At 68.6% G+C, this 23,530-nt stretch carries 6 protein-coding genes; all 6 read left to right on the top strand.

Features of this window, described 5'->3' with window-relative positions; genetic code table 11:
* The first annotated feature begins 249 nt into the window (after positions 1-249).
* The 6 genes from VT03_RS14045 (at position 250) to VT03_RS14020 (ending at position 23,516) form a co-directional block, all read left to right on the top strand.
* Complete coding sequence (locus VT03_RS14045; RefSeq protein WP_075093553.1) at positions 250-1,542, top strand: hypothetical protein; 1,293 nt, start codon at positions 250-252, stop codon at positions 1,540-1,542.
* Positions 1,539-3,086 (top strand): hypothetical protein, encoded by a 1,548-nt coding sequence (locus tag VT03_RS14040; protein ID WP_075093552.1) that lies wholly within the window; start codon positions 1,539-1,541, stop codon positions 3,084-3,086. The genes VT03_RS14045 and VT03_RS14040 overlap by 4 nt, the downstream gene beginning before the upstream one ends.
* Positions 3,087-3,691: 605 nt before the next feature.
* Positions 3,692-5,296 (top strand): amidophosphoribosyltransferase, encoded by a 1,605-nt coding sequence (locus VT03_RS14035; RefSeq protein ID WP_075093551.1) that lies wholly within the window; start codon positions 3,692-3,694, stop codon positions 5,294-5,296.
* Complete coding sequence (locus VT03_RS14030) at positions 5,296-5,841, top strand: flavoprotein (protein WP_075093550.1); 546 nt, start codon at positions 5,296-5,298, stop codon at positions 5,839-5,841. Before VT03_RS14035 ends, VT03_RS14030 begins: the two co-directional genes overlap by 1 nt.
* 439 nt (positions 5,842-6,280) lie before the next feature.
* A complete protein-coding gene (locus VT03_RS14025; RefSeq protein ID WP_156514483.1) occupies positions 6,281-20,371 on the top strand; it encodes a beta strand repeat-containing protein in 14,091 nt (4,696 codons plus the stop codon).
* A 484-nt stretch (positions 20,372-20,855) separates the two neighbouring features.
* Entirely contained in the window at positions 20,856-23,516 is a 2,661-nt protein-coding gene (locus tag VT03_RS14020) for a fused MFS/spermidine synthase (protein ID WP_075093548.1), read from the top strand.
* Positions 23,517-23,530: the final 14 nt, after the last annotated feature.

Raw genomic sequence — 23,530 nt, 5'->3', positions numbered from 1 at the left:
CGTCCTGGCGGAGTGTCGTCGTCTCTTTTCGGCGGCCGCGGTGTTGTCTGGCGCGATGGCGATCGCGTGATGGAGCGGCGGAGCGGGGTGAACCGTTCGCGGCTCGGCGGGAGCCTCGCCCTCCCGCGGCGCGGTGGTGGCCGTCGAGTGCGCGGGACGCCGGGCGGGCGCCCTCGCCCGTGGCGCGAGCGACGGATAAACTTGGTGGCCGTCTCTGAGCGTCTCCCCGCGTCCTCCACCCGTCGCCCGATGAGCAACTGGTTCTCCAAAGCGACGAACGTCTTCAAAGGACCGGGCGACGAGACTCCGCGCCCCTTCGAAATGGAGTGCGAGTGCGGCGTCCGACACGCCGGCCTTCGCAAGCGCTCGCCCCAGCGGATCGTCTGCCGGGACTGCGGGACCTCCCTCTTCGTCCTCCCCCGCGACGTTTATCCGCCGCCCAAGATGGCGGCTGCCTCTTCCGCGGCGGCCGCCGCCGCACCGGCGTCCGGGGCCGCTGCCGAGGAGGAGCCACCACCGACCAAGGGGCCCCGCTCCGAATCGCAGGAGAGCGACGCCCGGCCGGGGTTGGCGCCGGTCCAGTCCGTTCTTGATGACGTGGTCGTTCTCGACGACGAAGCGGAACGGAAGGCCCGCAAACCGAAGAAGAAGAAGGAACTGGAGCCGCCGCCGCGTCCCGAGCCCCCCCGCCCGCCGCAGCGCCTCCTCCGCCCGTATCACTTCATCTTCGCGGCGGTCGGACTCGTGCTGGTCTTCACGGGGTACTTCGCGATCCGCTCGCAGAACTACGAGCACGCCCTCGTGACTTATAAGGAGCAGGCGGAGCTGGGGATGGCCGCGGTGAGCCAGCAGAAGTGGCTCGACGCCAAGCCCCACCTCGAACAGGCCGCCGACGCCGCCGACATCCTGGACCGGCACGACGCCGAGGCGACCCGCATCCGCCAGTACCGCAGCGAGACGGTCGCGATGGGACTTCTGGCCCCCGCCTCCCTGATTGAGATCGTGGCCGAGGCGGACCGGACTCTGCCGGACAACGTCCACCTCTGGCCGGCGGACTTTCACTCCAAGTACTACGACCGGTGGCTGATCCTTGAGCTCCCCGCCCGACGGCTCAAGCTCGATCCCAAGCGGGATACGCTGACGACCTACCTCGAATGGTCGGTGCCGACGGAGACCGGCCGGCCCGTCGTCCTGGCGACGTTCCCCGCCCTTGAGAAGTTTCCTCTCACCGAACAGCCGCGGACCGTCATCATCGGCGTGCAGCTGGAGTCGGTCACGTGGGAGCGGGAGAGCCGGAAGGACACGGTCGGCCGTTGGATCGTCCGCTTCAATCAGGAGACTTCGATCCTCTGGACCGACCTCGACGCCTACGAGGCGGCGGGGATGACGTTCTCGGACGACTACCGCCCCAGCCGGAGCACTGAAGCGGCCCTCCAGCGGCAGCGGGAATCGCTCGGCCTGGAGACCCCGGCCCCGCCCGCGGGTGATCCCGACGCCCCCGCGTCCCCCGCGGACGCCCCTGCTCCGGAGCAGACGACATGAACCGCAGACTGGTCCCCGCGGCGTGGCGTCCGCTGCTTCTCGCCGTCGTGGTCTCCCTGGCGGTCCCCTCGGCAGCGCGGGCCGTCGAGCTGATGGGGACCGAGGACCTGATGGCCATCAAGGACAACTGGCCCAAGCTCCTCGGGACCGATTTCCGGGTCGAGGTCCGGGTCAAGCTGTTCGGCCCCCGGCTGCTGACGGTGCTGGGGAGCGACCTGCAGTTCCGTTCCGAGACGGTCCTGACCCGCGATCCCAAGACGAACCGGTACGAGGTGGTCGGGACGATCCTGAAGGAAGCGGGGAACGACCGCTACTACTTCATCGTCCGGGAGCTCAAGCCCCTGCCGAGCGACCAGGAACTGCTCCGGGAGCGGCGGTCGAAGCTGAACACGACGAAGCCCGAGCAGTGGTATGAAGTGGCTGAGTGGGGGATGGCCCGGGCGGCGAAGTATGACGACGCGGAGCTTCGCGAGCAGGCGCGCGACCTCTATCAGAACGGACTGGAGACGGAGTACGGGCAGCTCATGCCCCGCGACACCAAGGGGATCCGGGCTCTGCTGGCCAAGGTCGACCGCTGGAAGCTGAGCGCGGACCTGCGGATGCGGATGACCCACGAGGCGTTCCGGACCGAGTACGAGCAGACGCTCAAGGTCCCGAAGGGGAACCTGGCCGACGTGCTGAGCCGCATCGGGCGGGATCTGGCGGGTTCCGAGGTTCCGCTGGCGGCCGAGGACGCGGCGCTTCGCGAGCAGTACCGGGCGAACGCGGTCGAGACCTACCGGACGGTCAATCCGAACCTGCGTCCCAAGCTGCACCGGGCGCTGTACGTCGACGTTTATCGTGACTGGATCGAGCGGGATGCCGATCCGCAGGGGCGGAACGGAGTCGAGATCGCGGGGAAGCTGGCGCAGGTGCCGGAACTGGCGATGGAGGCGCGGCAGTACCGGGACAAGGAGATTGCGTTCCGCCTGAAGACGGCGGGGACGATGCCGCGGCAGGAGATGCTGGCGTTTGCCAAGGGGCTGGACGAGGTGATGGATGCCCGGGGGAAGGAGCTCCGGCGGCTGTGGCTTGCCTCGCGTGAGCGGCGTCTGATGAAGGACGGGGTGAACGGCCTGATCGAGTTGGGGGATGAATCGCTGGCGCTTCTGGACGACCGGGTGTCGGCGGTGAAGTACTACCAGGATGCGGAGCGGGCGGCCCCGAACCTGGGGATTGTGGCGGATCGGTTCCGGAAGCTGGGTTATGTGCAGCACGAGGGGCGGTGGATTCCCAAGGAGGATGTTCCGCCGCCGAGTGCGGACCCGTTTTATGAGGCGGTGCAGGGGGGGCGGGTGATGGTGGGGATGTTGCCGCGGCATGTGAAGTCGGCGTTGGGCAGTGAGCCGGACGAGCTGGTGCGGATGATTTCGGGTGCGGGGGTGAAGGAGTGGTGGACGTATAAGGTGGAGGGGATTTCGGTGGAGTTCGAGGGGAAGCGTTTGGAGACGTCGCCGCCGCGTGTTTCGAAGATCATCAGTTTGCGTGGGAAGGGCGGCCAGTAGTCCGGGGCAAGAACCGGGGCCGGGGGCACCCTGGTGGGGAGTGCAGAGGGGCCTGTGTTGTTTTCTTGGCCCCTCTTGCCCGCCGGAGGCCTGGCCATCGGGCGATTTCTGAAGGAGGGCGTGCCCAAACGCGGACGCGGCGTCGGATGCCCCTGATCTATTCCGCGCGGATGTCAGGGCGAGCGGGGAGTTCTCAACGCCGAATCCCCAAAGCGGTCGTCCGTTGTGTGCCACGGTTCCTCAACGAAAATGCCTCCGGCGGCAAGGGGGCGTGGCCCCCTTGACCCCAGGCTGCCGTCGCCCGATGGGTTTGAGCGAGCCCAGCCGTGCCGGCAAGGACGGGGTCCGGGCGGCGGCAAACCCGCCTTCGACCGGTCAACTCCGCCAACTTTCCAAACACCCCGCGTCCCACAGTTGGCAACGGCCCCGCACCACCCAATCGGCGCAACCCGCGACACCCGCAGCAGGTGCGGAAACCACCCTCCGCACCATCCCGGAACCCGGGACTCTCTGCTGGTATTCAGGGTCCACAGGGGTATCATGGTGGTCGCCCCCCCGCCCGCCCCGTCCTCCGCTCGTCTCGGTTCCCGCGAGACCCGAACCTGATGGCAGACCTCTTTCACGAGTGCGGCGTTGCCGCTGTCTACCACCTTCCCACGCGCGAGACGAGCACGCTCGCTCCCAAGGGGGGACGGAACGTTGTCTCACGTCTCATCCCACGCATCCTTCTGGACATCCAGAACCGCGGCCAGCTCGCCGCCGGGATGACCTCCTTCAACCCCGCCCGCGCTCAGATCATCGACACCCACCGCAACGTGGGGACGGTGACCGAAGTCTTCCGCCTCAACCACACGGCCAAGGCGGAGGCGATCATGAAGGAAAACGAGGGGATCGCCGCCATCGGCCACGTCCGCTACGCCACCTGCGGCAAGGACGACAAGAGCTACGCCCAACCCTTCGAACGACACCACATCGAAAAACGGAAGTGGTTCTCCTTCGGCTTCAACGGCCAGCTCGCCAACTACCTCGACCTCCGCAAGGAAATCCTCTCGCAGGGGGATTTTCATCTGGCCCGCGAGACCGACACCGAAACCCTGATGCACCTCATCGGGCAGGAAATCTCCCGGCAGTCGAAGCCCGACTACGTCTCCCTGCTGCGGAACCTGAGCGTAAAGCTCGACGGCTCCTATAACATCGTCTACCTCGACGCCCTCGGCGGGATGTTCGTCGCCCGCGACCCCCTCGGCTTCCGACCCCTCTGCTACGCCGAAGAAGACGGCCTGTTCGTCGCCGCCAGCGAGAGCGTCGCCCTCGCCAACATGGGCTTCAAGGAGGAGTCGATCCACAGCCTCCTTCCCGGCCACGCCGTCATCATCCAGGACGGCCAGATGCGGGTCGAGGAGTTCGCCCCCAGCCCCCGCCGGGCCCACTGCTTCTTCGAGTGGATCTACTTCGCCAACGTCGCCAGCACGCTCGACGACCGCAGCGTCTACCTCACCCGCAAGGTCCTGGGCGAAAAGCTCGCCCACCAGGAGAAGGTCCCGCTCGACGAGACGACGATCGTCGTCCCCGTGCCGGACACCGCCAAGGCGGCCGCCGACTCGATGGCCTATGAGCTCCGGATCCCCAGCGTCGAAGGGCTGATCCGCAACCGCTACGTCGGCCGGACCTTCATCGAAGGGAACAACCGGGCCGACAAGGCGAAGGCCAAGTACACGCCGCTCCGCGAAGTCCTCCAGGGACGGCGGGTGTTCCTCGTCGAGGACACGATCGTCCGCTCGACGACGATGCGGACCCTGATCTCGCAGATCCGCGAACGCGGCGGAGCCCGGGAAGTCCACGTCCGCGTCGCCTGCCCGCCGATCATCGCCCCGTGCTTCTACGGGATCGACATGTCGGACGTCTCGCAGCTCTTCGCCCCCAAGTACGTCAAGAACGGCACGCTGACGCCGGAGGCCGAGGCCGAAATGGCGGCCGAACTCGGGGCCGATACGCTCCGCTACCTCCCGATGTCGGCGATCTCGGAATCGGTCCAGCTCCCCGGCTCGTCGCTCTGCGAAGCCTGCATCACGGGGCAGTACCCGACGGACGCCGGCCGCAAGCTGTACCAGCTCAATCTCGAGAACTGCCTCCCATCGGGGATCGGCTGCACCGGCGGCCGGCTCGTCGAATCGGCGGATACGGAACTGCTGACGCCGGCCCGGACGTGATGCAAGGCAAAGAGATCCTCATCGGCGTCTGCGGCGGGGTGGCGGCCTATAAGGTCGCGGACCTGGCGAGCAAGCTCGTCCAGCAGAAGGCCGGGGTGACGGTCGTCATGACCGCCGCCGCCGAGAAGTTCGTCGGCCGGACCACCTTCGAGGCGCTCACCGGCCGGCCCGTGCGGACGGACACGTTTCAGCCGACGGAGCACTTCATCGGCGAGCACATCGGTCTCGGCCGGAAGGCGGATCTCTACATCATCGCCCCGGCGACGGCCGACATGCTGGCGAAGCTCGCCCAGGGCCACGCGGATGACCTCGTGTCGCTGACGGCGCTGACGGTCACCTGCCCGGTCCTGCTCGCGCCGGCGATGAACAACGAGATGTGGGTCAAACCCCCGGTGCAGCGGAACGTGGCCCAGCTCCGGGCGGACGGGGCGACCGTCGTGGGCCCGGCGGACGGCTGGCTGAGCTGCGGAGCGATTGGTCCCGGCCGGATGGCTGAGCCCGCGGATCTTCTCGCCGAAGCCCGGCGGCTGCTGCACGTCCTCTGAATGGCGTGCGACTCTCGGCGAGCGGCCGAACGGTCGGACTTTCAGGGGCCTGAGGCGGCACGAAGCACTCTCCGCTGCATCGCTACGCGTCGACGATTGCGCCCAGGCCAGCGACAATGTCCGCGGACGCGGGAGAAATTCGCTCCGATCGACGAATTCGCTGACTTTTTCGTCGATTCCGGTTGTTTCGATTGCTCCGACCGGGGGGCGACGGTGGAATGGGCGGCACGGCATTGCGCGTGCTTCTTCTCGGAGGCGGCTGTGCGGGCGGCGGCGGTCACGGTGGGGAACGGACTCTCCCGAGGGGGCGTTTGTCGAGGGATAGCGGGCGACGGATCGCCATAAGCCGCGGCGGTGGTGCGAGTTCAGAGGACCATCGTCTGAGAGTGCGGGGCCGGGCAGAGGGTGCTCGGGCGAGACAGCAGCTTCAGGGGAAGCCATGAGACTGATTCAGCGATTTGTATCGGCCCTGGACCGTGTGGCGTTCGGACCACGCCGCCCGGGTTGGAGTGATGCCTTTCCGCAACTCGCGATCGAGACGCTCGAGGACCGCCGTCTCCTTTCCGCCGGTTTGTCCGCCGTGCTGACGGGCGGGGTTCTGACGATCACCGACGACAGCGGGGCCAATCTCAACGACAACGTCGAGGTTCAGTTTGACACGACTCTCAACCAGCTTTCGGTTTTCGACCACGACCTGGGAGTGAAGGTCGCCATCGGCGGGGCTGGCGGCGGGGCCGATTCCGTGAGCCTGGGGTCCGTCACCGGGATCAGCGCCCAGTTCAGCCTCGGGAACGACCACCTCATCACGCCGCTGCTCCCCGGGATCGCGCTGACGGTCAACGGGGGGGCCGGAAGCGACACCGTCGATCTCCTGGACAACGTGGCCGGGCCGTCGGGCAATGTCACCATCACGGCGGAGACGATCAATCTCGCCGAGGACTCGTATGCGTCGCTGCAGGTCAACCTCAACGGGAACGTCTTCACCACCGGGGACGTGACGTGGCAGGCCTCTCAGTTCACGCTCAATGGCAACCTCGACATCGACGCCGATCTCGCCGGGGACAGCTCGCTGTCGATCATCGGGCCGGGGAGCGGGGCGTTCTCGTTCAACGGGACGGCGGTCGATGATGCCGGCGCCGAGGACCTCGACATCACCGGCTGGGGGACCGCGAGTCTCTCGGGGACGATCGACATCGACGGGGACCTGACGGTCTCGGCGGGAGCGATCACGTCGAACGCCGCCATCACGACCGTGGATGCGGAGTTCGAGGCGAACGACATCGACCTCAACCTCGGAAGCACGCTGACGGCGACGGGGCAGGTCGAGCTGCATCAGCTCACCGCCGGCCGGGCGATCACGATCGGGACGGACGACACGGTGGTCGGCGGACCGCTGGGGCTGACAGACTTGGAGCTCGACCGCGTCACGGCGGCGCAGGTCCTGATCGGCGACGCGAGCTCGGGGGCGATGACGATCGCCACTACGATCAGCCATTCCAACAACCTCCTCCTCCAGACCGGCGGGGCGTTCACGGACAATGCCGCCATCACGCTGGCCGTCAACCACTCGCTCGCGGTCGTGGCGGACTCGATCACGCTGGGGACCGCAAACTCCGATCTCACGACCTCAGGGACCGGGGCGATCAGCCTGACCGCGGCGAGTAGCCTGGCGGTCACGAACGCCGGGGTCGTCGTCAGCGCCGGTTCCGGTGGGCTGGTTCTGGCTTCCAACAACATCAACCTCTCGGCCGGGGCGCTCTCGACGACCGGGAACGCGACCCTCCAGCAGTTCTCGGCCAACCAGCAGATCAATCTCGGCGCCGCCGACTCCGCGGGAGTCCTGGGCCTGACCAGCGCGGAGATCAACCGCGTCACCGCCGCCCAGATCCAGATCGGAAACAACGCGACCGGCTCGATCGTGGTCTCGGCCGCCATCGCGCCGTCGGGGACGACGCAGCTGCACCTCACCTCGGGCGGCACGGTCACGCAGACCGCCGCGGGGACGCTCACGGAGAACTCGCTGGCGGTCACGGCCGGCGGCGACGTCGCGCTGGCGACCGCCGCCAACAACGTCGGCTCCCTCGCGATCGCGACGACGACGGGCAATGTCAGCTTCCGCGATTCGAACACGCTTACGATTTCGACCGTCGACGGCGTCGCCGGCCTGCGGACCGGAAACGGCAACATCGACATCTCGGTCACGGCCGGGACGCTCACGCTCGACAACACCGCGCAGGTCCAGGACATCGCCTCGACGACGGGGGTCTCGCTCTCCGCCACGACGATGGTCCTCTCGGGAAAGACCGCCACGAGCGGGGACATCACGCTGTCGGTCAACACGCTCGACCTGCAGGAGACGCTCCAGTCCGGCGTCGGCGGGACGGTGACGATCGCCCCGATCACCGCGAGCCGGGCGGTGTTTCTCGGCGAGACCGATCCCGGGACATCGCTCAACGTCTCGAACGCGGAGCTCGACCGGGTTCTGGCGGGGACGCTCCGGATCGGCGGGACCACCGGCGGCGCGTTCACGATCACGGACGCGATCACGCCGGACAATATCGCCACGCTGAGCCTCACGTCCCGCGCGGGAATCAGTACGACCGGAAGCGGCGCCATCACGGTCGGCAATCTCGCGATCTCGGCCAACGGAGCGGTGGCGCTCGGGACCAATGCGAACTCGGTCACGAACGTGGCGATCGCGACCACCTCGGCCGGGGTGACGTTCCGCGAGTCGAACGGCCTGACCGTGGCGGACGTGGACGGCGTTTCGGGGATCAGCGGGGGACCGAGCGGGGCGGTGGCGGTCAACGTCGATGCGGGGCTCCTGACGGTCAACAACACGCTTGCTGCTGCCGACATCCGGGCGACCGGGGCGCTCGGCTCGGTGACGCTGACCGCCGACCAGATGGCGATCTCGGGATCGATTTCGAGCGCACTCGCCACGACGCTGCTGACGACGACCGCCAACCGGGCGATCGAAATCGGCGGGGCCGACTCGCCGACCGTCCTCGGTCTCACGCAGACGGAACTGAACCTCATCAGCTCGGCGGGGGGGCTGGCGATCGGAAGCGCGGCGACCGGGAACATCTCCGTCGTCTCGGCGGTCGATCTCGGCGCCCAGAACCTGACGCTCACGACGGGCGGGAACATCGCCTTCACGACCGGAAGCCTGACGACGACCGGGAGCGCGACGCTGACGACCGGCGCCGCGGGAGCGATCACGGCCGACGCCTCCGGAACCGACCTCGCCGCCGGCGCGGTGTCGCTGACCGCCGGCTCGGGGGGGATCGGATCCGCGGCCGATCCGCTGCGGCTGGCGGCCACGTCGCTCACGACTTCGACAAGCGGGAACGCGAACCAGTTCCTGGTGGAAGCGGACAGCGTGACGATCGCCACCGGCGGCCTCAGCGCGGGGAGCGGGACGATCACGTTCGTCTCCGGGACCTTCGTCCTGGGAAGCTCGGACCGGATCAACAATTCGACCACCATCAACGTCGGTGCGGCGGGGGTCTTCAACCTCTCGACCTTCAACGAGACGATCTTCGCCCTCGGCGTCCAGAGCGGCAGCAGCTCGGGTTCGCTCGTCACGTCGTCGGGGAGCGGAACGCTGACGCTCCTCGCTCCGGGAACGGGCGGGATCACCCACACGGTCGCCGGCACGGGGGCCGTGGGGGCGACGATCGCCGGACGGCTCGCGCTCGGGACCGGTGTCATCCGGACCGTGACCGTCGTCGACGGCGCGGCGAGCACGGACCTCGAGATCTCGGCCATCGTCTCCTCCTCCGGGGGGCTCACCAAGGAGGGGCTGGGGACGCTCGTTCTCTCGGGGACCAACACCTACACCGGCGCGACGACGATCAATGCCGGAACGCTCCTCGTCGCGGGGGCCCTGGCCAACACGGCGGTCGCGGTCAACAACGGGGCGACGCTGGGAGGGGGCGGGGCGGTCGCGGGAGCGGTCACGATCAACAGCGGCGGGCTCGTCACCTCGACCGGAACCCTCGCCGCCGTGACGGTGAACGGCAACGGCACGCTGGCCGCCGCGGGAACGATCACCGGGGCCCTGACGGTCAACACGGGGGGCGTCGTCTCTCCAGCCGCCGGCGGGACCGGCAAGATCACGAAGACCGCGGGCAACACCACGCTCTCGTCCGGGTCGCAGTTCGTCGTGAACGTCACCGGCGGGACGACTCCCGGGACCGATTACGACCAGCTTGCGGTCACCAGCACGACTGCGACCGTCAACCTGAACGGGGCGACGCTCGTCGTGAACGGGTCGGCCCCGATCGACGCCGGGCCGTTTGTCCTGATCGACAAGGCGGGATCCGGCACCGTGACCGGAACGTTCGCCGGGCTGGCGGAGGGGGACGAGGTCCTCGTCGGCGGACGGCGGTACACGATCACCTACACGTACAACGGCAACGACGTTGCCCTGCTGCCGGTGACCGCCGACACCTCCGTGGCGCTCGTCGGCAACGACCTCGTCATCACCGACATCGGCTCGGCGACGAACGACGACCTCGTCATCCGCTTCGTAAACGGGCCGGGCGGCCCGGGGATCGAGATCACCGACACCTCCCGCGTCCTCTCGACCTCGGTCGCCGGCGCGGTGGGGAATGAGTCGAGCACGATCTACGTCCCGTTCACCTCGTTCTCCGGCCAGATCATCGTCAACACCGGCGCGGGGACCGACACACTGACGGTCGACATCACCGACGCCGTGACGCTGGCGGGCGGCTCGCCGCGGGCGATCAGCTACAACGGCGGCGCGCCGACCTCCGGGAGCGGCGACAGCCTCGTCCTGCAGGACACGACCCTGACGTACAGCTCGGTCGTCCACACCTTCGGGAGCGCCTCGTCGGGCTCGGTGACCGCCACGACCGGCGCTGCGACGGTCACGATCGGCTACAGCGGGCTGGAGCCGATCACCGACACCCTCTCCGCCGTCAACCGGACCTTCAACTACGGCACGGCCCAGGACGACGTGGTCCTCGATTACGCCTCGGTCGGCCTGAGCACGATCGACTCGCAGAACGCCGAGGTGGTCTCGTTCGTCAATCCGACCGGCTCACTCACGATCAACGGCGGCAGCGGCGCGGACAACACTCTCACGGTCAATCTGGTCGACGCTCCGACGGCCGATCCGGTCTTCAGCTTCGCCGGGTTCACCTTCGCCGAGACCGATACGCCCGATGTCGTCTCGATCGTCCCGACGGGGACGCTCGACGGCGGCTACGGCGTGGTCATCACCGCCAACGCCGGCAGCCCGACCGGCGCCGCCTCGTTCCCGGACAACCCCGCGGACTTCGACGGGAGCCTGACGCTCGGCAACCAGCTCGATGGGCTCAACAACAATGAGGCCAAGGCGATCAACCTCCCGGCCGGCAATGTCGGGACCGAGGTCCGCTCCGCGATCGAGCTCAGCTGGTCGGGGAACCGGACCCTCTCCAACGAGAGCGGCGACGACTTCGTGGTCTACGAGGCGTCGTCGAACCCGACCGGGCCCGATGCCTACATGGTCCAGGTCTATGTCGAGGACGACGGCAACGGCGGCGGAGGCTACTGGACGAAGTGGCGGTACGAGGCAGCCGACAGCCGCGCGGCCTACGGCGGGACCGGCAACGCCGGCGCCTTTGCGACCGGCTTCGACCTGACCGACTTCGGGCTGGGGGACGGCGCCACGATCAGCGCGATCCGGATCGCGACGCTCAACGCGTCCGACCGCATCGAGGGCGAAGGGGTCGAGACGACGGTCGGCAGCGGGACCTACGTCGGCCAGGGGTTCGTGATCGTCAATGACAACGGCGATACGAGCAACGTCTTCGCCGATCCGGGCCCGCTGGCGAGCTTCACCTTCTACGGCAATGCGACCTTCGACGCCGACCCGCTCTACGTCGGCTCGCTCCATCCACTCGACGCCCCCTCGAACACCCGCAGCGACGAGGTGACGGTCACTGGGAACACGATCGAGGTGAAGACCGAAGGGACCCAGCGGCCGACGATCACCCACACCGGCTTTGACGAGCTGACGGTCGACACCCGCGGCGGCGTGGACCAGATCACCGTCGAACTGGGGACCACCGGCCTTCCCGAAACGATCACGATCGAGGGGGGAGACCCCGCGGCGGACGACGAACTGACGATCGTCAGCGCTCCGGGTGAGGCGACGTCGATCACGCTCGAGAACAACGAGGTCAGCGCCGTCTACGGCTCGACCACGACCACGGTCCGCGTGACCCAGATCGAGTCGCTGGTCGTCGATCTCCGTTCCACGCAGGACGACACCGTCACGATCGAGCGGAACTTCGTCCTGGCCGGGTCCGATCCGCAGATCGAGGTCATCGGCGACGGCGGCGGCCTGGACCAGCTCATCGTCAACACCGAGTCCGACGCCCCCGCTCCCGACCCCGTGGAGTTCAAGGCGAACGGGTTCACCCTGACGAACTACACGATCAACCAGGCCTCGACGCCCGACGTCCTGACGAACCTGACCGGCGGGGCGGCTCCCGGGGCGCCGGTTCCCGACGGCGACGGGGCCCTCGTCGACAACGGGGCCTTCGCCACCGGAAGCAGCGCGCTCACCTTTACGGCGGTCACGACCGGAGCGGTGTTCGACGGGACCCTCTCGGTCGGCAACCTCTCGACGCAATCGACCACGCCGACCACCACCTCGCGGCTGCTCAACATGCCGGGGGGGAATCAGGGGAACAGCGACCGCAGCGTGATCCAGCTCACGTGGTCCGGCGGCCAGACGCTGGCCAACGAGACCGGCGTCGACTTTGTGGTCTACGAGTCCGGATCGACGGGAGTTCCGGAAGGGATGATGGTCCAGGTCCACAGCACGACCTCGACCGAGAACAACGGCTGGTCCGAGTGGATCTATATCCCGGCCAGCGACTTCTCCGCCTCCGGCCAGGCGTTCCTGACCGCCTACGACCTGAGCGACTTCGGCCTGGCGGACGGGGAAACGATCGACGCCATCCGGATCGCGAACCTGATCGACGCCGACCGGATGGAGGACTCGTCCGGCGTCGGGGTCGTGATCCCCGAGGACGGCGGGGCGACGAGCTCCTACCGTCCCGATCCGGGCGCTCTCGCCAGCTTCAGCCAGTATGGCGCCTCGACCTACGACCCCGATCCGATCTACGTCGGCGTCCTCCACGCGCTCGAGCAACCGCCGACCGCCGGCCGCTCCGACACCGTGGTCGTCGACGGCAGCCAGGTCGACGTCCGGGGCTTCATTCCGATCCACTATGAGGACCTCAACCGCGTGACGGTCAACACCGGCGGGAACTCCGACCGGATCGACCTGACGCCGAGCACCGAGACCGAGATCGTCATCAACGCCGGCAACCCGAACCTGCCGGGCGACCCCGATGATCCCGCGAACCCCGGCGACCGGCTGGAACTGAATCTCCCCTCCGAGTCGACGCTCACTCTGACCGACCCGGGGACCGGGACCCTGACGGGGGCGTTCCGGAACGTCACGATCACGGGTGTCGAGTCGTTCGGGCTCAGTCCGCAGATCGCCGATGACGGGACCCCGGAGCCTGTGGCCACGGGGCTTCTCAACGTGAAGATCAGCGCCGACTCGGCGACCGGCGATCCGGGACAGGACCTCGTTGGCGACGACTTCGTCGTCCAGCGGGTCGGAAGCCTCGTCGAGGTCTCGGTCAATGCGTCCGGGGCGGACGCCGGCGTGGTCTTCCGCGGCGACGTGGGCCTCCTGCACTCGATCGAAGTCAACGGCTCGGACGGGGACGACACGCTCACGATCGACCAGGGGGGGGGAGACGCGATCCCGTCGGAAGGGCTGGTCGACGGACAGGGGATCGTCTTCAACGGCGGCGCCGGTCAGGACCAGCTTTCGATCCTGGACGCGGTCGTCGAGTCCGTGATCCATACCGCTCTCAGCGGCTCGGCGGGCCGGATCGAGATCGACAAGGTCAACGCGACCGACGGCTCGCTCCGCCGCTCGACAGTCCAGTACACGGGGCTCGAAGCCCCGATCGTCGACGACCTCGACGCGGCCCACCGGACGTTCAACCTGACCGGCGCCGCCGATCAGGTCCAGCTCACGGACGACCCGAAGGCGGGCTACAGCGCGCTGCTCGATGTCGGGGCGACGACCTTCGTCTCTGTCGAGTTCCGCAACGCCCGCGAGACCCTGACCGTCAACCTCGGCGGGGGGGACGACACGCTGGCGTTCTTCGCTCCCGACGCCGCCTACGACGCGGTGACGACGTTCAACGGGGGCGACGGAGCCGACACGTTCTACATCGGCAACGACGGGAGCGCGACGGCGGGGTCGGTCGACTTCGTCACGTTTCAGTTGACCGTCAACGGCGGCCGGAACGACGCGGACGAGACGCGGTTCAATGACCGGCTGTTCATCAACGACGAGGCGGACACGACCGGCGACACCTTCACCATGACCGAGACGACGATCGGCGGCGAAGCGGCCCCGACGGGCGGCTCGGCGGCGAACGTCGCGGGCGAGGACTCGCCGCAGGCGGACGGCTCGATCCTCCCCGGCGAGTGGGACAGCATCCCGGCGGCGCTCGACACCGGAGCGCGGCCGGACGACACCTCGATCGTCGTCCTGCGGTGGCAGTTCAACGAGGCCCCGGGCTCGATCGTCACCGACGATGCCTCCGAGAACGACTACGACGGGAGCCTGCTCGACACCACGCAGGGGCCGCAGTTCACGACGCAGCAGAACAGCGCCCAGCCCGAGGGGGGACACTTCGGCGGGGCCCTGGAGTTCGACGGCATCGACGACGTGGCGACCTTCACCGGCGACGCCGACTTCGACATCGGCGAGACCGGGACGCTGAGCTTCTGGGTCTACATGGACGACACGACCCGCCGCAACACGTTCGTCCAGTCGGACAGCACCTTCCCCGGCAGCGGGATGGAGTTCGAGTACCGCCCCAACGGCGGGGGCGAAGTCTACGCCTACCTCAACAAGACCGATTCCTCGGACGACTCGCTGATCCTCCAGAGCGGAGCCAACAGCAGCCTGACCGTGACGTCGGGCAGCTGGTACGTGATCCAGTACACCTGGGACTACAGCGGCGGCACCAACCAGGAAGCCCACATCTACCTGTATGAGTACGACGAGAACACCCAGACCCTGAGCGGCGGGGAGGTCGAGTACCGGGCCGGGTTCGGCAGCAACGAGCTGGCCGAGTGGGACACGCCGCTCGACACCGTGAACGCCCTCTTCGAGCTCGGTCAGAACCGGGCTGAGGACCGGCCGTTCGACGGGAAGATGGACGACGTCGCGTTCTTCAACACCGTCCTCAGCGACACCGAGCTGCTGGCGATCCGGGAGTCGAGCGTCGGAGACGCGCAGGGGACCTACGCCAACCTTCGGGACGTGAGCCAGGGGGGATCGCTCGTCGCCTACTGGTCGATGGACAACGTCGTCGGGACGACGGTCGTGGCCGGCGACGGCGGGACCGACATCACCCTGTATGTCGGCCAGGTGACCGAGGGGGCCGAGATCGTCGACGGCGACGCGAACCCGCTGGAGCCGGGTCCGGTCCGGCCTGGAACCGGCGAGACGCTGAACTACGCCGAGTTCGACGGCGACCAGGACACGATCCGCACCGGCAGCCCGGCCGATACGAGCGACGACGTCACGATCGACAAGTCGCAGGGGACGATCTCGTTCTGGATCAATCCGGAAGGGGAGATCGTCAGCAACACAAACACCGCCGGAACCTCGATCCTCCTCGAAGACTCGGGCGAGCAGTTCGAGATCGGGATCTACTGGAAGAACGACGGCGGGGACGCGTTCTCGAACGCGGACCTCTACGGCCACCTCTACTTCTCGCCGAACGAGAACGGCTCGGACGACACGACGAACGTCATCGTCAGCAGCAGCCAGATCACGCCCGGCGCGTGGACGCACGTCACGATCACGTACGACTTCAATGCCGCCGGCGGTCCCGAGGCCCACATCTACCTCAACGGCCAGGACGACGGCTACCTGATCAACAACCTCGCCACCGAGTGGACCTCGGTCGCCAATTCGACCGGCGACCTGGTGATCGGCGGCGACGCCTCGACGACGCCGCAGGACCAGTCTTACGAAGGGAAGCTGGCGGACTTCACGATCCTCAGCACCGCCCTCACGGCGGATCAGGTCCAGAACCTCTATCTCTACGGGGCGCCCGGCGAGGCCGACGTCACGGGGACGAAGGCCCAGTTTGCCTGGGACGATTCCAACCTCTACGCCCTGATCCAGTCCTATCCCGCCGGTCCCGACCAGGCGAACGGCGACTTCGGCGGCGTGGTGATCGACCTCTACGACACCGACGGCAACCTCCTCCTGACCGTCGACCAGAACAGCCCGTACGTCACGACCGTTCCGGGGACCTCGGGGGCGGCCGCCTACGAGATCGCGATTCCGCTCTCCGCTCTGCCGGGCTTCGATCCGGCGGCGGGAGACAAGCTCGAATACCGCCTCCGGGTGATCGACGCCGATACGGGGACGTTCGGGTTCGACTCCGCGCAGTCGACCTTCGGTTACGAGACGACTCCCGTCGACGGAACGACGGCGATTGCCGGGACGACCTTCGGCACGAAGTCGCTCGAATTCGTCCAGACCGAGTCGCTGTTCGGCCTCGGTGGCCGGATGGACTACAGCAGCTTCGCGGACATCAGCCTGAAGCTCGGCAGCGGCTCGGACTCGATGACGATCCTCGACGACGCGGCGGTGAACGGGAACGCGCTCGCCAATGCGGCCCGGCAGCTCACGATCGATGCCGGGGGGGGCGATGACTTCGTGACGATCGAGTCGGTCGACGCCGGCTTTACGCCGTCGGTCTCGATCACGGGGGGAAGCGGCGCCGACGAGATCCGCCAGGAGGCGAACCTCACGCTCGGCTTCGTCAATCCGGATGTCCCGATCGCCTCGCAGGGAAACCTGATCTACCAGGCGGAGAACATTTTCCTCGGCAACCCGTCGTCTCCGGGGGGAGGGAGCCTCAGCTCCCGCGGCGGGACCGCGACCTATGACGGCACGACGACGCTCCTCCAGAGCGTTTCGATCGACACGACCGGCGGCGGCCTCGCTCCGGCCGGGAACAACATCACCTTCACCGGACTGCTCCAGGGGGCGACCGCCGGCGGGCAGGACCTGACGCTCGCCTCCGGCAGCGTTGGCGACATCCTGTTCAGCGGCAACATCGGCTCGGCCGAGCTTCAGGATGTCCGGATCAGTTCGGCCAACGACGTCACCGTGCAGGGGACGGTCGCGGCCCAGACCTGGACCCAGGTGAGCGGGACCGGGACGACGACGTTCCGGGACGACGTGACCCTCTCCGGCGCGGGGGGGATGAACGTCACGACGAACCGGATCCTCGTGGACAACGCCGGCACGACGATCGCCACGGTCTCTCCAGGGGTCTCGAGCGGTCCGGTCGAGCTCAACGCCGCGACCGATATCACGGTCGAAGGGACGATCTCGACGAAGAACGCGCTGATCGGCCTCGTCTCGCTCGGCACGATCACGATGGACATCAGCAGCACGCTCCAGTCGACGGGCGGCAACATCAACGTGGAGGCGGCCTCGACGGTCGCGATCGGTTCGCTGGCCCAGATCCTTTCGGCGGGGGGGGCCATCAGCGTCACCTCGAAGTCGGCCAACATCGCGGTCGGCACGGGGGCCTCGATCCTGGCGGGCGCGGGACGGATCGTGGTCGATGCGGCAACGAGCGTCGGCCTGGCCGCCGGTGTGCAGGTCGCCAACACCGGCTCCCAGGACATTCTCGTGACGGCCCGCGGCGGGTCGATCGGGCTGGGGAACTCGACCGTCGTGAGCGCCGGGACGGGACGCGTCGCTCTGACGGCGGCGGGGAGCGTCGTGGCCGGGACGAGCGTCCAGGTCACCAATACCGGGACGCAGGAGATCGCCGTGACCGCCCAGACCGGCGGAGTGTCGTTCGGATCGTCGTCGCTGATCAGCTCGACCGGCGGCCGGATTGTGGTCGACGCGGCGGCCGGCGTGGATATCGGGAGCTCTTCGCGGGTTGCCACGGCCGGTTCGCAGGACATTCTCGTGACAGCCCGCGGCGGATCGATCGGGCTCGGGAACTCGACGGTCGTGAGCGCGGGGACGGGACGCGTCGCCCTGGATGCGGCGGGGAACGTCGTCGCCGGAACCGGAGTCCAGGTCACGAACACCGGGACGCAGGAAATTGCCGTGATCGCACGGACCGGCGGAATCTCGGTCGGATCGTCGTCGCTCATCAGTTCGACTGGCGGCCGGATTGTGATTGACTCCGCGGCCGGTGTGGACATCGGGAACTCTTCGCGGGTTGCCACGGCCGGTTCGCAGGATCTTCTCGTGACCGCCCGCGGCGGGTCGATCGGCCTGGGCAACGCGACGGTCGTGAGCGCCGGGACGGGACGTGTCGCCCTGGATGCCGCGGGGAACGTCGTGACCGGAACCGGGGTCCAGGTCACCAATACCGGGACGCAGGAGATCGCCGTCACGGCCCGGACTGGCGGAGTGCTGGTCGGGGCGTCGACCTTCATCGGCTCGACGGGGGGCCGGATCAGCCTCGACGGGTTCACGAACGTCGACTTGGGGGTTGGGTCGCTCGTTTCGACGACCGGGGCGCAGGACGCCTCGCTCATCGCCCGGACCGGATCGGTGAACCTCGCCGGATCGGCGGGGGTTGCTTCCTCGACCGGCCAGGTGCTCGTCGACGCCGCCGCCAACGTCACGATGGCAGCCGGCTCCTACCTCGTGAACTTCGGCTCGCAGGACATCGGCGTGACGGCCCGCGGCGGGTCGGTCCTGATGACCGACGGCTCGGTGATCGACGCCGCCGCCGGACGCGTCGTGGTCTCGGCCCTGGGGGATGTCGGGATCGCCTTCATGGACTCCGATACCCTGGTCAAGGTCGACGCCGTGCTGGGGCAGATCTTCGACAGCGACGTCAACGGCGGTCTCGACATCCGCTCCGCCTCGACGGCCCTGACTGCCAACACGGGGATCGGGAACGGGAACCCGCTTGAGATCGTGGTCACGAACCTCGCGGCGCGGACGAACAGCGGCGACCTGTTGCTCTCGAGTCAGGGCGGCGGCCAGCTCAACATCACGTCGGTCTCGTACACGAACGTCTTCGGGACGCAGACCGTGGCGGGGCTGACGAACGGCAGCACGGGGGCGAACAACATCGAGGTCGTCCACAACGGCAAGATCTTCGTCAACGCGGGGATCGTTTCGAACGCGACCTACGCCGGAGGGAACTTTGGCGTCGTCCGGCTCTCAACGGTCACGGCGACTCCCGATCCGACGCCGGGCGGGATCCTGGGGGATGTCGAGCTGGCGGCGAGCCTCATCGCTCCGAATGCCATGGTCGACATCGTGGCGACGGGGGACGTCTTCGTGCGGGACTCGGTTCCCGCCGCCGGCCCCGAGGTGCTGGGCCGGATGATCCAGGTCGCGGCGGGGACGGGGGACGTGGCGGGGAGCACGACGTACGGGATCACGATGGACACCGGCACGCTCGTGACGAGCAGCACGGGGCAGGTGGTCGACGTCATCCCGCGGTTCGACAACTTTGTCGCCTACCAGGTGACGGCCCAGGGGGAGGCGGAGATCAACTTCGACTTCGGCCGCGATCAGGCCGATCCGCTGGCGGACGAGCAGACCTTCACGATCATCATCGTGTGGGGGGACGGGACGGTCGACGTCTACAACCGCGTGAACCCGGGGAACGAGTCCTTCTTCCACACCTATACGGGCAACCCCGACGCGGGGAACCCGGCCGCTCCGATCCCCGTGACGGTGACGGTCCTGAACGACGCCAACATCACGTTCACGGTGGCCGGCGTGGAGGTGGACGTGAACACGCAGGAGGCGGTCAACGCGGTCCCCGGGGACGGTCTGCAGACGACGATCGTCTACGACCTTTCGATCGAGGTGCCGGAGCTGGAGACGCCGCGGCAGATCGTGGCCGACGCGGAGTTGACGACGACGAACGTGACGAACGGCGGAACGACCTCGGTGGACCAGGCGCCGCCGCAGGAGGAGCTGGTGAACCTGGGCGGTCGGCGGATCGTGGCTCAGCTTCTGGGCCGCGACGGGAAGCCGCTGCGGGACCAGGACGGGAACATCCGGCAGATCGTGTTCAGCGACGAGCAGGCGGCGGAGTTCCTGGCGGACTTCCCGGCTCTCTATCGCGAGCTGGACTCGGGGACGTTCCGGATCTTTGTTCAGGAGGGGGATGGGCGTCCGCTTCCGATCACGGTCGTCACGCTCAAGGGTGGCGTCCCCGACACGGGACGCGAGACGACGCAGGACCGTCCGCCGACGAGCCAGTCCGGGATGGGTGGTCCGCAGGGGATGGGGGATCTCGATGGGGCGCCGGCGGTGCCTCCGCCGCCTCCGAAGGCGGAGCTGTTTGAGGATGGGGCGGGGGCTTCGATTCCGTTGCGTCCGGCTGGGGAGAAGGAGACGCTTCTGGCGTGGGTCGGTCGTCGTCTGCGGAATCTGGGTTTGATGTAAGGCACCGGGTCCAGGGGCACCCTGGTGGGGAGTGCAGAGGGGCAACGCCCCTCTTGCCCGCCGGAGGCCGTCTCGCCGGGAACTGTCTGAAGGAGACCGTGTTCAAACGCGGACACCGTGCCGTATGCCCCCTCACCAACCCGCTGCGGTTGCAGGGCGAGCGGCGAGTCCTCAGCGCCGGCCCCACAAAGCGAACGTCCGTTGTGTCCCACGGTTCCTCATGGAAGTGCCTCCGGCGGCAAGGGGGCGTGGCCCCCTTGACCCCAGACCGCCGTCGCACGTTGGGTTTGAGCTATCACGTCGTGCCGGCAAGGACGTGGTTTGAGGCGTGTCGCCCGCTTCTGTGAACGGTCCGGGAAGTTTCGATGAAATGACGCCGCGGCACGCTTCGCCCCGCCGAGCGGCCGTTGATTCTCCCCGGACCCGCTTCGACAATCTCGCCCCGTTTCGCTCCCCAGGCGCGTAGCACAGGCGGTTGTCCGCGATGGTCTTGGCCCCCGAACGGACGGACTCCGCTTCCGTCGACACCCCCCTCCCGAGCGCCCCCTCATCGGCCCCGGTTCCGATCGCCCCCGCCCCCGCGCCGCTGCCAGGGTGGCTCGCGGTCTCCTTCACGGCGACCGCGTTTCTCAGCGCGCTCCTCCTCTTCCAGGTCCAGCCCCTCATCGGCAAAGTGCTGCTCCCCTGGTTCGGCGGCAGCCCCGGTGTCTGGACCGCCGCGATGCTCGTCTTCCAGTGGCTGCTCCTCGCCGGATACGCCTACGCCCACCTCGTGACGCGGTGGCTCCCTCCCGCGGGACAGGCCCTCCTGCATCTGGCGCTCCTGGCCGGCGGGTTCGCGCTCCTGCCGATCCTCCCCGGCGCCGCCTGGAAGCCGACCGGCAGCGAGGAGCCGTGGACGCAGGTCGTGCGGATCCTCCTCGCGAGCGTCGGCGGACCGTTCTTCGTCCTCTCGACGACGGGACCCCTCGTCCAGGCGTGGTTCGCGCGGCTCGGACAGGGAGCCTCGGCCTATCGCCTCTACGCCGTCTCGAACGCCGGGTCGCTCCTCGCGCTCCTGAGCTACCCGTTCCTCGTCGAACCGTTCCTCCCGATCGCGCGGCAGTCGGCCCTGTGGTCGGCAGGCTACGCGGCGTTCTCCCTCCTGTGCGGGGGCCTCGCGGTCGCGGCCTGGCGACGGGCACCGGCGGCGCTCCCCGCCGCGGAATCGACCCTTACCCCTGCCGCAACGGCCGCTCCCGCACCGGGGCTGCGGGAGATGGCCCTCTGGTTCGCGCTCGGGATGGTCCCGTCGGTCCTGATGCTGGCGACGACGAACCAGGTCTGCGCCGACATCGCGCCGGTCCCCTTCCTGTGGCTCGTGCCGCTCTCGCTCTATCTCCTCTCCTTCATCCTCTGCTTCGAGAGCCGGCGGTGGTACTCACGGCGGCTCTACCTCTCCGCCTTCGCGGTCATGGCGTTCCTCATGACCGGGACGCTCCTCCTGGGAGAGAACGTTCCCATCCTTCCGCAGGCGTGCGTCTTCTTCGGAGGGCTCTTCTGCGGCGCGATGCTCTGCCACGGAGAGCTGAGCCGCCGTGTTCCGGCGGCCGGACATCTCACGCTCTTCTACCTCGTCCTCGCGCTCGCGGGAGCGGCGGGGGGGACGTTCGTGAGCCTCGTTGCGCCGCGGATCTTCGACTCCTACTATGAGCTCCACGTTGCCCTCCTGGCGGCGCTCGGACTCGTGCTGGTCCTCCCCGCGGAAAGGGGCCCGAGCGCGGCCGCCGGGGCCTGGGAGCGGCGCGGGGCTTGGGCCGCTCTCGTCCTCCTGGCGGTCGGGCTGGGGACGGCGGCGGCCCGCGAGCGGCAGGGCTCCGTCCTCGCCGTGCGGAATTTCTTCGGCGTGCTGCGGGTCGCCGAAGACCAGGGAGCCCGCCAGTTCCGGCACGGCCGGATCGTCCACGGGCGGCAACTGCTCGACGCCGGCCAGCGGCGGGTTCCGACCGCCTACTACGGGGAGCGATCGGGCGTGGGGCTCGCCATGCGGATGCACCGCGCGGACCGGCCGCGGCGGGTCGGCGTCGTCGGCCTGGGGATCGGGACGCTGGCCGCCTACGCGAAGGCGGGGGACGAGTTCGCCTGCTACGAACTCGATCCGGACGTGGTGCGGATCGCCCGCGAGGAGTTCTCGTTCCTCGCCGACGCTCCCGCGGAGCCCGAGGTCATCCTGGGGGACGCGCGGCTGGCGCTCGAACGGGAACGCGACCGCGGGACGAGCCGGCGGTTCGACATCCTGGCGGTCGACGCCTTCTCCGGCGACGCCGTCCCGATCCACCTGCTGACCCGCGAGGCGTTCGGCCTCTATCTCGACCATCTCGCGCCGGACGGCATCCTGGCGGTCCACGTCTCGAACCGGCACCTCGATCTGGTGCCGGTCGTCGCCGCGGCGGTGCAGGAGTGGGGGCTCGAGTCCCGGCTCGTGGCGACGCGGGCCGACCTCGTACAGGAGACCGATTCGTTGTGGGCGCTGCTGTCGCCAGCGAAGGGGGCGTTCGCGGATGCCGCCTTCCGGGACGCTCCGTCGCTCGCCCGCACGCCGGTCGTCCGCTGGACCGACGACTTCGGCAGCCTGGCGTCGGTCCTCAAGGCCCAGGACTTCCGGCTGCTGTGGGGAGACTCCGGCGCGCAGCGGGACGTCGACGAGGGACTGGCGGCGCTCGGCCGCGGGGACCTGCCGGCGGCCGAGGCGGCCTTCCGGCGGGCGCTCGAAGCGGAGCCCCGGAGCGCCCCGACCTGGATCCACCTGGGGAACGTGCTGCGGCGGGGTCGAAACACGGCCGACGCGATGCGGGCGTATCTCCAGGCGATCGAGATCGACGACGTCCATTCCGAGGCGCACAACAACCTCGGCATGCTCCTGACAGCCTCCGACCGGCGGCGGGCGGAGAAGCACATCCGGCGGGCGCTCGAGCTCGATCCCCGGAACGCGGAGGCGCACAACAGTCTCGGCAATCTCCTGGCCCAGCGGGGGAAACTGGACGAGGCGATCGGGCACTATGAGCGGGCCCTGGCGATCAAGCCGAGCCTCGACGGGGCGCGGCAGAACCTCCAGACGCTCCGCGAGTGGCAGGCCAAGGGCGGGGCGACCGGCAAGTCGCCGTAGGGGGCAGGATTTTG

Source organism: Planctomyces sp. SH-PL14 (assembly GCF_001610835.1).
In the GTDB taxonomy this organism is placed as follows: Bacteria; Planctomycetota; Planctomycetia; order Planctomycetales; family Planctomycetaceae; genus Planctomyces_A.
This window is presented reverse-complemented; position numbering and strand designations above follow the sequence as displayed.